Here is an 11,654-nt window from a genome sequence, read left to right as displayed (position 1 = left end):
GGGCTAGGGGAGGTGCGCGCGTTCCGCGCCGACGGCCGGTTCGGTGTGCACGACGACCGCGGCCAGCCGCGGGATCGTGTGCACCAGCCGGTGCTCCACGGCGTGCGCGAGCACGTGGGCTTCCCCGACCGTCAGGTCCGCCGCGACGGTCACCGCCAGCTCGGCCCGCAGCTGGTGCCCGATCCACCGCATCCGCAGGTCATGGGCGCCGAGCACGCCCTCGACGTCCAGAGCCGTCCGCTCGGCCAGCTCCACCGACGCCGGGTCGACGGCGTCCAGCAGCCGCCGGAACACCTCCTTCGCCGCGTCGCGCAGCACGAACACGATCGCGAGCGTGATGCCGAGCCCGACGATCGGGTCCGCCGCCGGGAAGCCGAACGCCACCCCGGCCGCACCCGCGACGACGGCCAGTGACGTGAAGCCGTCCGTGCGGGCGTGGACCCCGTCGGCGACCAGCGCGGCCGAGCCGATCTCCCGCCCGACCCTGATCCGGTACCGCGCGACGAGCTCGTTGCCGGCGAAGCCGATCACCCCGGCCACCGCGACCACCCACGGGTGGCCGACCGGCTGCGGATCGAGCAGCCGCAGGACGGACTCGTACCCGACGAGCACCGCCGAGGCGGCGACGACCAGCACGACGACCACCCCGGCCAGGTCTTCCGCGCGGCCGAGGCCGTAGGTGTAGCGGCGCGTCGCCGCCCGCCGGCCGAGCAGGAAGGCGATGCCGAGCGGGACGGCGGTCAGCGCGTCGGCGAAGTTGTGGATGGTGTCGCCGAGCAGCGCGACCGACCCGGTGACGAGCACGAGGACCAGCTGCGCGACGGCGGTGGCGAGCAGCGCGGCGAACGACCACCCCAGCGTGCGCAGGCCGCGCCGGCTGGTTTCGAGGGCGTGGTCGACCCGGTCGGCGCTGTCGTGGCTGTGTCCGTGCCCGAATCGGTGTCCATGCCCGTGTCCCATGCTACGAGTCTATCTGCGCACACACGCAGATACGCAAGTAGTAAGGTCACGGCATGCACGCGTCGCTGCCGGAGTTCGACATGCCCACCGACGAGCAGGTCCACCTGGCCGCGGAGTCGTTCCGCCTGCTCGCCGACCCGACCCGCATCAAGGTCCTGTGGGCGCTGCTGCAGGGCGAGTCCTCGGTGGCGTGCCTGGCGGAGCTGGCGGGCGCGGCCCCGACGGCAGTCAGCCAGCACCTGGCGAAGCTCAGGCTGGCGGGCCTGGTGAAGGGCCGCCGCGAGGGCACGTTCGTCTACTACTCGGCGGCCGACAACCACGTGCGCGGCCTGCTGGCCCAGGCGCTGCACCACGCGGACCACCTGGACCGCGACCTCCCGGCCGAGCACGCCCACCGGCCTTAGCCGATCGGCTCCTGCAGCTCCGTCACCCAGTCCGCCGGATCCTCCGGGCAGTCCAGGTACAGCTCGCGCTGCGGCCCGGCCGAGGTGAACCCGTGGTCGTCGATCCACCGGACCAGCGCCTGCCAGCTCGGCAGCACGCCGTCGATCGCGCCGCGGTGGACCAGCGTCGCCGCGCGGACCGGGGGGAGGTCCGCCACCGTGAGGCCGTTGAGGTCGCCCGGGCCCGCCGACGCCGGAACCGCCGCGTGCACCACGACCTCGTCCTCCGCGCGCTGTTCGTAGTAGCACGTCAGCCGGCCCGCCGGGGTGACGTCCGCCGCGGGAAGACGACGGCCCAGCTCCGCGCACAGCGGGCGCACCACCGGGCCGATCGCCTCCGGCGCGAACCCCGCCGCCACGCCCGTCAGCTCCACCACCCGCATCGCGGGCAGCTCCTTGACGACGACGTCGGGGGCACGACCTTCTTCCTCGATCGTCCGCAGCCGCGCCTCGACCTGGGTGAGCCGCGCCGCGCCTTCCGCCAGCGCGGCTTCCAGTTCCGCCCGGCGCAGCGTGAGCATGCCGCGCACCTGCTCGGCCGAAACGTCGTCGGCCAGCAGCGTCGCCACCTGGTCGAGGGTGAACCCGAGGTCCTTCAGCGCGACGATCCGGTTGAGCCGCGCCAGCTGGCTCGCCGTGTAGCTGCGGTAACCGGTCGCGGGGTCGACGCGCGCCGGCCGCAGCAGCCCGAGCGCGTCGTAGTGGCGCAGCATCCGGACCGACACCCGGCCGTGGCGGGCGAAGTCGCCGATCGAGAACACCGCCCGATCATTCCGCAGGCGGGACGAACCCGCCGACGACGTCCGCGGCGAGTTCGGCGAACGTGATCGCGGTGTCGTCCTCGTGCGCCGGCCCGACCACCTGCAGCCCGGCCGGCAGCGCGCCCCCGGCCGGCGCGCTCACCGCGGGCAGCCCGGGCAGCGACGCCTGCGCGATCCAGAACACCTGGTCGTCGTAGCGGTGCCGGTCGTCGTGCGGGAACGCCGTCGTGAACACGGTCGGGCAGAGGAAGACGTCGACGTCGGCGAAGTACCGGCCCCACGCCGCTCCCGAGGCCGCCCGCTGCCGCTCCTGCTCGTCCGCGCCGGCCGGTTCGCGGCCTTCCTGCGCGGCGAAGAACCACTCGACCTGGAAACCGAACGCCTCCGCCTGGACGACCGGATCGACGTCCTCCGGCCAGCCTTCCCGAACCCGCACGCCGGCCCGGGCCAGCGCGTCGACGGCGTCCGACAGGATCTTGCCGACCTCGCCGGTCACCGGGCAGCCCGGATCGTCGAGGACGACGCCGACGCGGAAGTCCGGCAGCCTCGACCGGCGTGAGGGCGTTCCCGGCCCGCCGGTGACGCTCAGCGCGAGCCGCAGGTCGGCGGCCGAGCGGGCCAGGGGACCGACGGCCGACGGGAACTCCCGGACGGGATCGGCGAAGGGGCCGGGCGGCTGGAAACCCCGCAGCGGCACGGTTCCCGGGGTCGGCTTGAGGCCGTAGACGCCGCAGTACGCGGCCGGGATCCGGATCGACCCGGCCAGGTCCGAGCCGTACTCCAGAAAGGACAGTCCGGCGGCGAGCGCGGCCGCCGCGCCGCCGCTCGACCCGCCCGGCGTCCGGGAGTGGTCCCGCGGGTTCAGCGTCCGTCCGTAGACCGGGTTTTCGGTCCGGCCGAAGTCGGCGAGCATGTGGTGCACGTTCGACTTGCCGACGACGATCGCGCCCGCCGCCTGCAGCCGTTCGACGACCGTGGCGTCCCGGTCGGCGACGCGGTCCGCGAACGCCGGCTCGCCCCAGGTCGTGGCCAGCCCGGCGACGGCGAAGGCGTCCTTGACGGTCATCGGGACGCCGTGCAGCGGCCCGCCGGTCGTCGTGTCGGCCTTCGAAGCGGCTTCCAGCGCGAAGTCGCACCGGGTCGCGACGACGGCGTTGACGTCGGAGGCGTCGATGCGGGCGAAGAGCTGCTCGGTCAGTTCGCGGGCCGAGAGCGCGCCCCGGCGGATGTCGGCGGCCACTTCGGTGGCGGTGCGGAAGAACGTCATGAGTCCGGGATAGCGGCTGACACGGTGTCAGGGTCAACCGGCCGGTTTCCGCGCCAGGTCGCGGTGGTAACCACCGGTGATCACCGTCCGGGCCGCGGACGGCGATGCGCAGCGAAGGGAAGACCGATGTCGACCGCAGCTCGCCTGACCGCACCCCCGGCGCCGCCCGAACCGATCCCGCCGGATCCCGTCGTCCCGGATCCGTCGCTGCCCGGCCCAGGCCCGGACCGGCCGGCTCCCGAGCCCGGCACACCCGTCCCGGACCCGTTGCCGCCGGAACCGCAGCCCGGCCCGGAGCGACGCTGAATACGAGAAACAGATGATATGAGTTTCATATGATCTCGTGTACGGTCGTGGCATGACAACAGCGCAGAACTACCGGCGGATGGTCAACGCCGGGAACAAGATCGTCGTGGGCCTGCAGCGGCTGGGTGTCGCGTTCGGCCCGATGCAGCTGCTCACCGTCCCCGGACGGCGCACGGGCGTCCCGCGCACGTTCCCGATCGCGGTCATCCCGATCGACGGCGACCGCTACATCTTCCAGGCCTACCCGAAGGCGGCCTGGGTCGCGAACGCCCGGGCGGCGGCCGAGGTGACGCTCACCCGCGGCCGCCGCACGTCGGCGGCCCGCCTGACGGAGGTCCCGGTGGAGGAGCGGCGCCCGCTCCTGCGCGAGCTGGTGGCGAACAGCCCGGCCAGCGTGGGAAAGCGGCTGGTGACCACGGGCCTCGCGGACGCGGCGACCCCGGACGCCGCCGCCGCGGCGGCGGAGCGCATCGCGGTGTTCCGCATCGAGCCGATCCGGTGAGCCGGCCCGAGCCGCCGGCGACGATCCGTGCGGGTCGTCCGCGACGCCCGGGCGTCACAAGCCGGTCAGCTCGGCCTCGCTCGCGAACGCCCGCAGGACCTGCTCGGCGGCGGCGCGCGCGGCGGGACCCGGGTGGATCGTGCGGTCGCCGTCGGGCTGCGGCGCCGGGGCCCCGGCCATCAGCTCCACCAGCGCGACGGCGAGCTCGCGCACCTTGACGTTGAACTGCTGGCTCGCCCGCCGCAGCGTCGCCCAGGCCTCGTCGGGGTCGCAGCGGCGCAGGGCGATGACGATGCCCTTTGCTTCCTCCAGCGCGGCTCGCGACTGCAGCAGGTCCAGGATCTGCTCGGTCCGGTCCGGCTGGGCCGCTTCGGCCACGACCAGTGCCATCGCCGTGAACCTTTCGTGGCGCCGCAACACGTTCAGCGTCTCTTCGGTGGCGGGCCGGTCGAGCGTCACCGACAGCACCAGCCTGCCGTCGGCGCCCCAGGGCGCGGGCAGTGCCGCGACGCCCTGGACGCGCGGCCAGTCGGCCGCCGGCCCGGGGTGGTGCCCGAGCAGGCCGTCCAGGGTGAGCGACGGCCAGCGTTCGTCGGCGAAGACGTCGCCGGTGACGACCGGTTCGCCGGTATGGGCGGCCGTCGGGACCGGGCCGCCGAACCGGTCCAGCTGGGCCGGGACGAAGGTGGCCGCGAGCCCGCGGGTGGCGACCGCGTGCAGTGGCTTTCCGTGGTGGTGCACGGAAACAGCCGCGCCGAGGGCGCCCGGCACGTCGGCGGCGATCCGCTCCAGGAGCTCTTCGAACAGCGCGGTCGCCGGCGCGCGCTCGCCCGTGATGGGTCTTTCGGTGGTCACGCGATTCTCCTCCGACGTCGTGAAGACCGGGTCCGGGCGCGGTGCCCGGACCCCGCCTTCTCCGAGGTCAGGCCGTGATTTCCCGGTGGTCGCGGGAACCGGTGAGAGGGAACCGGTCGCGGACCGGGCCGGTGCGCGTCACCATGGGGTCACCTCCGGGAAGTCGACGGGCTCTGGCGTCACCAGGTGCTTTTGTTCTAACATGTCGTCATAACGATGACAAGATATGGGTCGTCGAAAGGATGACAAATGGACGTGAGCGATCCCGCCGGTGCCCTGCGCCGGATCCACGAGGTGGTCGCGGCCGCCCGCGCGGGCTCGGCGGACCAGGATCGGCTGCTGTCCGCACTGGCCGGCCTGCGCGTGCTGCGCGAGGAGCTCGCCGGCTGGGAGCCGGAGCTGATCACCGCGGCTCGCGCGGCGGGCACCAGCTGGGTGGCGCTGGCGCCGGCGCTGGGCGTGGCGAGCCGCCAGGCCGCGGAACGGCGCTACCTGCGGCTGCAGCCGTCGAACACGGGCGAGAAGACGGGCGAGGCCCGGGTCGACGCGGAGCGCGACCGCCGGGCGGGCGACCGCGCGGTCGCCGACTGGGCGCGCCGCAACTCGGCGATCCTGCGCCAGCTCGCCGGCCGGGTGAGCGCCTTGGACGGCCTCGGCCCGGCGGCACAGGCGAGCGTGGACCGGCTGGGAGCGGCCTTGGGCGACGACGACCCGGCGACGCTGCTGCCGCCGTTGGCCGCGGCTCGGCCGCACCTGGCCGTCGAGCACGCCGGGTTGGCGGCGCAGCTGGGGGAGATCTCGGAGCAGGCGGACCGCCTTCGCCGCACCGCGGCCGGGAACCGGCGGGCCAAGGACTGATGTCTGAGCCGGGGCGGCACCGGGTACCACCCCGGCATGGACGACAAGATCCCCGATCGGACGGAAACCCGCGCCGAGCTGCTCCCGGAAGAGCAGGCCGCCGACAGCGCCGATCCCGAAGCCCAGGCCCGCGAAGTGCTCCGGGACTCCGACCGCCGGACCGAGGACCCCGAGCCCACCCTGCGCCGCCGCCCCGAGGAAACCGCCTGACTACACCGTCGTCAGCGCCGAGGGCGCACGCGCCTCGCCGCGCAGCATCAGCACCGCGAGCAGCCCGAACGCGGCCACGACGGCGAAGAAGTAGAACCCCCACGGGTACGCGACCCCGGCGGTGACGAGCGCGCCGGTCACGAACGGCCCGAGGATCGACCCGAGCCGCCCGACCGCCGACGTCAGCCCGAGCGCGGTACCCCGGGCCTGCGCCGGGAACGCCTGGGCCACGTACCCGTAGATCAGCACCTGCGCGGAGAACACGAACACGCCGGTCAGCAGCACGACCGCGTTGAGCACGAACGCGTTCCCGATCTTCAGGCTCAGCGCCGCGAGCAGCACCGCGCCCGCGCCGAACCAGATCCGGGCGATCGGCCGGATCCCGAACCGGTCGGCGATCGTGCCGGCCAGGACCAGCCCGAGCACCGCGCCGATGTTGAGCACCAGCAGCAACGTGATCGACGTCGAGATCGGGTAGCCCGCCGTGCGCATCAGCTGCGGCAACCACGTGTTGAGCCCGTAGACCAGCAGCAGCCCCATGAACGACCCGGTCCACACCGCGATGCTGATCCGCCGGAACCGCGCGCCCAGCAGGTCGCGCAGGCCGACGCGCTCGGCCGCCGCGTCCTGGCGGGACGCGAGGTAGGCGGCCGACTCCGGCAGCTTCCACCACATCAGCGGCACGGCCAGCAGGCCGACGATCCCGCCGCCGTAGAACAGCAGGTGCCAGTCGTCCTTCGCGTACAGCGCCAGGATCGACGTCAGCACCGCGCCGACGTGGTAGCCGGTCATCGTGAACGTGCTCGCGCTGGCCCGCCGCCGCGCCGGGAGGTTCTCCGACATCACGGTCAGCGCCACCGGCATGCACGCGCCGAGGCCGAGCCCGGCGACGAACCGGAAGATCCCGAACGCCGCCACGTTCGGCGCCAGCGGCGTCAGCAGGGTGAACAGCGAGAACAGCAGCACCGAGCCGATGAGCATGCCGCGACGGCCGAAGCGGTCGGTGAGCGGGCCGAGGCAGGCCGCGCCGACCGCCACGCCGACCAGCGACACGGTGGCGACCGCCGTCGCGCCGGCCGCGGTGAAGCCGAGGTAGCCGCTCTTCAGCAGGGTCGGGATGGTGGCGCCGAGCGCGACCAGGTCGTAGCCCTCGAGCAGGACGGTCAGCCAGCAGAGGACCGCCGTCCACACGGGACGGGCGGGAGACGTCGTCATTGTCGTACTCCTGGGGGAATGGAATCAGAAGGGGTAGCCCGCGATGTCCGCGCGGACCGTCAGCCACTGGGTCTCGGTGAAGGCCTCGATGTTGGCCTGGGCGCCGCCGAAGCGGGAGCCGTTGCCGGAGTCGCCGACACCGCCGAACGGCGCGGTGGGCTCGTCGCCGACGGTCTGCTCGTTGATGTGCACCTTGCCCGAGCGCACCTCGTCGGCCAGCGTCATCGCGGTGCCGACGTCGCCGAGGATGCCGACCGACAGGCCGTACTCGGAGTCGTTGACCAGCCGCGCGGCCTCGTCCAGGTCGCGGTAGGCCCGCACCGGCGCGACCGGGCCGAAGATCTCTTCGCGCCAAGCGGGTGTGTCGTCGGAAAGTCCGAAGAGGACGGTCGGCGGGTAGTACGGCGCGTCGGGCTTGCCGCCCGCGACGACCGTCGCGCCCGCCGCGACACTCCGGTCGACGACGTCGGTGACGTGCGCGAGCTGCCGGTCGTCGATGATCGGGCCGAGCGCGACGTCGCCGGCGGCGGGGTTCCCGACCGGCAGCCGCCGCGCCTTCTCCGCGAGGGCTTCGACGTATTCGTCCACTTGGGACTCGTGCACGAGGTGACGCCCGGTCGTCATGCAGATCTGACCCTGGTGCAGGAACGAGCCGAACGCGCCGGCGGACGCGGCCTTCGCGACGTCGGCGCCCGGCAGCACGACGAGCGCGTTGTTCCCGCCCAGTTCCAGGTGCACGCGCTTGAGTGCCCGCGCGGCGGCCTCGCCGACCTTGCGGCCGGCGGCCGTCGAGCCGGTGAACGACACGACCGACACCTCCGGCGCGTCGACCACCGCGGCGCCGACGGCGGCGTCCCCGGGCAGCAGGTGCAGCAGGCCCTCGGGCAGCCCGGCCTCTTCGAAGACGCGCACCAGGCTCACCCCGCCGGAAACCGCGGTGCGCAGGTCCGGCTTGAGCAGCACGGCGTTGCCGAGCGCGAGCGCGGGCGCGACCGAGCGGATCGCCAGGATCAGCGGGAAGTTGAACGGCGAGATCACCGACACCACCCCGGCCGGGACGCGCCGGGCCAGCGACCAGCGCGGTTCGCCGGTGCTCAGCACTTCGCCGCGCGGGTGGGTGGGCAGGGCCGCGGCCTCGAAGCAGATCCCGGCCGCCATCTCCGTCTCGATCCCGGCCTTGGGCCGGGTCGAACCGGCTTCGCGGACGATCCAGTCCTGCACCTCGGCGGCGTGTGCCTCCCAGAGCTCACCGGCGCGACGCAGCACCGCGGCGCGCTCGGCAGGCTTGCGCCGGGCCCAGTCGCGCTGGGTCTTCGCCGCCGCGATCGCGGCCGCGGCGACGTCGTCCGGCGTCGCGATGCCCACGCCGCCCAGGGTTTCCCCGGTGGCCGGTTCGACGACCGGGTGGGTCCCGCCGGAACCGTGGACGAAGTCTTTCTCGAGCAAGGTCATGGTCACTCCGGGGAGGTCGGTTCGGTGTCGACCTGGATCAGCCGCGGGCCGTCCGGGATCGTCTTGAGCTCGGTGTGCAGGTGGTCGAGGTCGGTGACAGTGGTGGCGGAAACGCCGTAACCGGCGGCGATGGCGGTGAAGTCCAGGCCGGGGATCTCGGTGCCCGGCACGTCCGGCGTCCCGAGCAGCTCCCCGAACCACTGCAGCGCGCCGTAGACACCGTTGCGCAGGATCACGAACGTGACCGGGACGCGGTAGTGCGCCGCTGTCCACAGCGCCGTGATGCCGTAGTTGGCCGAGCCGTCGCCGATGACGCCGACGACCGGGCGGTCCGGGCTGCCCAGGGCCACGCCGACCGCGGCGGGCAGGCCGAAGCCGAGGCCCCCGGCGGCGGGGAAGAAGTACGAGCCCTCGCGGCGCAGGTCCAGCTGGCGCCACCAGGCCGAGTTCGTCGAAGTCGATTCGACGACGTAGCGGGTGTCGTCCAGCTGGGTTTCGCGCAGCGCCGCGAAGACCTGCTCCGGGTGCAGCGCCGTCGTGCCGGCCTTCGGCTCCGGGTTCGCGGTGAAGCCGCTGGGGGAGGTCCGCGCGGGCACGCGGGCCAGCAGCGCTTCGATCACCGGCGCGGGGTCGGCGACCAGCGCTTCGCCCATCGGCGCGCGGGCCGCGGCGCCGACGTCGTCGGTCACCTGGACCAGCCGCGTGCCTTCCGGCAGGTACGCGCCCGGCACGTACTGGTGGTAGCGGAACACCGGCGCGCCGAGCACGAGCACGATGTCGTGCCCGGTCAGCGCGTCCGAGACCGGTGCGATGCCGGCCGGGAGCACGCCGCGGAAGAGCGGGTGCCGGTTGGGGAAGGGCAGCCGGTGCGGCGACGGCGCCACCCAGGTCGGCAGCCCGAGGTGCTCGGCGAGCGCGACAGCCCGGTCGAACAGGCCCGTCGCGTCGAGGTCCCCGCCCAGGACGAGCGCGGGGTTCTTCGCCGCGGCGACGCTCTTCGCGAGCTCGTCGAGCTGAGCCTCGTTCGGTGCCAGGCCCCTGCTCACGCTTCGGTCCAGCGTGATGGACGCGTTCGCGTCCAGCTCGGCACCCCAGTCGTCGTAGGGCACCGAGAGGTAGCTCGGGCCCCGGTGCAGCTCGGCTTCGAACACCGCCTGGGCGAGCGACCGCGGGACGTCTTCGGCGCAGCTCGGCTCGCCGGACCAGACGGCCAGGGGACGCATCAGCTGCGTGGCGTCGACGTTGGCGAGCATCGCCTCCATGCCGATGGCCGCCCGCACCTGCTGGCCGGCGGTGAGCACCAGGGGAGAGCGCGAGTAGACGGCGTTGGTCAGCGCGCCCATCGCGTTGCCCGACCCGGCGGCGGCGTGCAGGTTCACCAGCACCGGGCGGCCGGTCGCCTGGGCGTAGCCGTCGGCCATCCCGACGACGGCGCCTTCGTGCAGGCCGAGGACGTACCGGAAGTCGTCCGGCAGCTCGGCGAGGAACGGCAGCTCGTTCGAGCCGGGGTTGCCGAAGATCGTGGTCAGGCCACGGCGGTGCAGGAACTCGTGGGCCAGTCGGCGGGCGCTGGGCATGCGCGGGTCCTCTCGGGCGGGTTGGCCCAGACCCTAGGGAGCGCACGGCCCTGTGTTCCAATAAATGTTGGCAGGTATCCACATAGATGGGATCGATGATGCGGGACTTCGACCTCAACCTCGTGCGCACGTTCGTGCTGCTCTACGAGACCCGCAGCGTGACCGCGACGGCCGAGTCCCTGCACGTCACGCAGCCGACGATCAGCTACAGCCTGCAGAAGCTGCGGCGCCGGTTCTCCGACGAGCTGTTCCGCCGCACGGGCGGCGGCCTGGTGCCGACGACGACCGCCCGCGCGCTCTACGAACCCCTGCGCAGCGCGCTGTCCGGGATCGAGACGGCGGTCAGCGGCGCGTGGTCGTTCTCGCCTTCGACGGCCCGGGCGGCGTTCACGCTGTGCCTGTCGGACCTGGGGGAGATCTCGCTGCTGCCACGCCTGATGGCGGCGCTGCCCGCGCGGGCACCCGGCGTCACGCTCACCGTCCGGCCGCTGGACGTCGACCGTGCGGCCGACCAGCTGGGCCGCGGCGAGATCGACGCGTTCATCGCGTCCCCGCTGATCAGCTCGCAGCGCGTGGCGCGGGTCCCGCTGTTTTCCGAGGGGTACCTGGGAATGGTGTCTCGCGACCACCCCCGCCTGGGCGCGTCGGTGGGGTTCGAGGAGCTGGCGGCGGAACGCCACGTGACGGTGTTCGGCCCGACCGGCCACGACGGCCCCCGCCGCGCGCTGGAAGCGTGCGGGTTGCTCGACCGGGTGGTCCTGGAGGTGACCCGGTTCGCGGCCCTGCCGTACCTGGTCCAGGACGGTGAGCTGGTGGCGATGGTGCCGCGCCTGGTGGCGGAGATGTTCGCGGCCGAGCACCGCGTCCGGCTGTTCGAGCTGCCGATGGACGTGGAGCCGGCGCAGGTTTCGGTGTACACGCGCCACACGCACGCGCGCAGTCCGGCACAGCATTGGCTTGTGACATTCATGCGCGAAGTGCTCCGCTGATTTAACACGCATTTTTCATGGCGCCCATTTCGCGCCGAAAGATCTGGGCCGAACGTGTAGTGCTTCGTGCGGAACCGATCCAGTGCTGCCTAGGGTCGATCACGGCCCTGACAACCGAACTAGGGAGGAATCCGGTGAAGCTCGTCCGCCTGGTCAAGAAAGCGCTTCCCAAGAAGAGCCTGAAGGCGTACGCCTGGTACGGCTGGATCTGATCACCGCGGCCGGTCCCGGTCACCGGGACCGGCCCGTTTCTCCCCGA

At 73.2% G+C, this 11,654-nt stretch carries 14 protein-coding genes; 7 read left to right on the top strand and 7 right to left on the bottom strand.

Features of this window, described 5'->3' with window-relative positions; translation table 11 throughout:
• Positions 1-3: 3 nt before the first annotated feature.
• Positions 4-960, bottom strand: a complete 957-nt coding sequence (locus tag QRX60_RS45895) for a cation diffusion facilitator family transporter (RefSeq protein WP_285997740.1) — start codon at positions 958-960, stop codon at positions 4-6.
• 53 nt (positions 961-1,013) lie between these two features.
• Between QRX60_RS45895 and QRX60_RS45890 the strand changes: the two genes are divergently transcribed.
• Positions 1,014-1,364, top strand: a complete 351-nt coding sequence (locus tag QRX60_RS45890; RefSeq protein ID WP_285997739.1) for an ArsR/SmtB family transcription factor — start codon at positions 1,014-1,016, stop codon at positions 1,362-1,364.
• Here the strand turns inward: QRX60_RS45890 and QRX60_RS45885 are convergent.
• On the bottom strand, positions 1,361-2,164 hold the full coding sequence (locus QRX60_RS45885; RefSeq protein ID WP_285997738.1) for a MerR family transcriptional regulator: 804 nt from the start codon (positions 2,162-2,164) through the stop codon (positions 1,361-1,363). The two genes, QRX60_RS45890 and QRX60_RS45885, sit on opposite strands and share 4 nt — an antisense overlap.
• 7 nt (positions 2,165-2,171) lie before the next feature.
• Positions 2,172-3,431 (bottom strand): amidase family protein, encoded by a 1,260-nt coding sequence (locus QRX60_RS45880; protein ID WP_285997737.1) that lies wholly within the window; start codon positions 3,429-3,431, stop codon positions 2,172-2,174.
• 126 nt (positions 3,432-3,557) lie between these two features.
• Between QRX60_RS45880 and QRX60_RS45875 the strand changes: the two genes are divergently transcribed.
• Both QRX60_RS45875 and QRX60_RS45870 read left to right on the top strand, forming a co-directional pair.
• The gene (locus tag QRX60_RS45875) at positions 3,558-3,737 is read left to right on the top strand and encodes a hypothetical protein (RefSeq protein ID WP_285997736.1); all 180 of its coding nucleotides are present in this window, start codon (positions 3,558-3,560) and stop codon (positions 3,735-3,737) included.
• Positions 3,738-3,789: 52 nt separating this feature from the next.
• On the top strand, positions 3,790-4,239 hold the full coding sequence (locus tag QRX60_RS45870; protein WP_285997735.1) for a nitroreductase family deazaflavin-dependent oxidoreductase: 450 nt from the start codon (positions 3,790-3,792) through the stop codon (positions 4,237-4,239).
• Between the two features lie 54 nt (positions 4,240-4,293).
• Here the strand turns inward: QRX60_RS45870 and QRX60_RS45865 are convergent, their stop codons facing one another.
• A complete protein-coding gene (locus QRX60_RS45865; protein ID WP_285997734.1) occupies positions 4,294-5,094 on the bottom strand; it encodes an ANTAR domain-containing protein in 801 nt (266 codons plus the stop codon).
• Positions 5,095-5,343: 249 nt separating this feature from the next.
• Here QRX60_RS45865 and QRX60_RS45860 point away from each other — a divergent pair, with 249 nt between their 5' ends.
• Both QRX60_RS45860 and QRX60_RS45855 read left to right on the top strand, forming a co-directional pair.
• Positions 5,344-5,952, top strand: coding sequence for a DUF3156 family protein (locus QRX60_RS45860; RefSeq protein WP_285997733.1), 609 nt, complete (start codon positions 5,344-5,346; stop codon positions 5,950-5,952).
• A 36-nt stretch (positions 5,953-5,988) separates the two neighbouring features.
• Positions 5,989-6,162: a hypothetical protein gene (locus QRX60_RS45855; protein ID WP_285997732.1), complete on the top strand. Its 174-nt coding sequence runs from the start codon at positions 5,989-5,991 to the stop codon at positions 6,160-6,162.
• Here the strand turns inward: QRX60_RS45855 and QRX60_RS45850 are convergent, their stop codons facing one another.
• Genes QRX60_RS45850 through mdlC form a run of 3 tightly spaced genes read right to left on the bottom strand, consistent with a single transcriptional unit; the run spans position 6,163 to position 10,406 of the window.
• Complete coding sequence (locus QRX60_RS45850; protein WP_285997731.1) at positions 6,163-7,377, bottom strand: MFS transporter; 1,215 nt, start codon at positions 7,375-7,377, stop codon at positions 6,163-6,165.
• A gap of 24 nt (positions 7,378-7,401) precedes the next feature.
• Entirely contained in the window at positions 7,402-8,829 is a 1,428-nt protein-coding gene (locus QRX60_RS45845) for a benzaldehyde dehydrogenase (RefSeq protein ID WP_285997730.1), read from the bottom strand.
• Positions 8,830-8,831: 2 nt separating this feature from the next.
• Complete coding sequence (gene mdlC / locus QRX60_RS45840) at positions 8,832-10,406, bottom strand: benzoylformate decarboxylase (RefSeq protein ID WP_285997729.1); 1,575 nt, start codon at positions 10,404-10,406, stop codon at positions 8,832-8,834.
• A gap of 95 nt (positions 10,407-10,501) precedes the next feature.
• On the opposite strand from mdlC, the gene QRX60_RS45835 reads away from it, so the two are divergent.
• Entirely contained in the window at positions 10,502-11,395 is an 894-nt protein-coding gene (locus QRX60_RS45835; RefSeq protein ID WP_285997728.1) for a LysR family transcriptional regulator, read from the top strand.
• 17 nt (positions 11,396-11,412) lie between these two features.
• Positions 11,413-11,607 carry a tryptorubin family RiPP precursor gene (locus tag QRX60_RS51745; protein WP_408630183.1) on the top strand — a complete coding sequence of 65 codons (195 nt, stop codon included), beginning with the start codon at positions 11,413-11,415 and terminating at the stop codon, positions 11,605-11,607.
• Positions 11,608-11,654: the final 47 nt, after the last annotated feature.

The sequence above is a fragment of the Amycolatopsis mongoliensis genome (genome assembly GCF_030285665.1).
In the GTDB taxonomy this organism is placed as follows: Bacteria; Actinomycetota; Actinomycetes; order Mycobacteriales; family Pseudonocardiaceae; genus Amycolatopsis; species Amycolatopsis mongoliensis.
The sequence above is the reverse complement of the archived record's forward strand: the minus strand, read 5'-3'. Positions and strand labels throughout refer to the sequence as shown.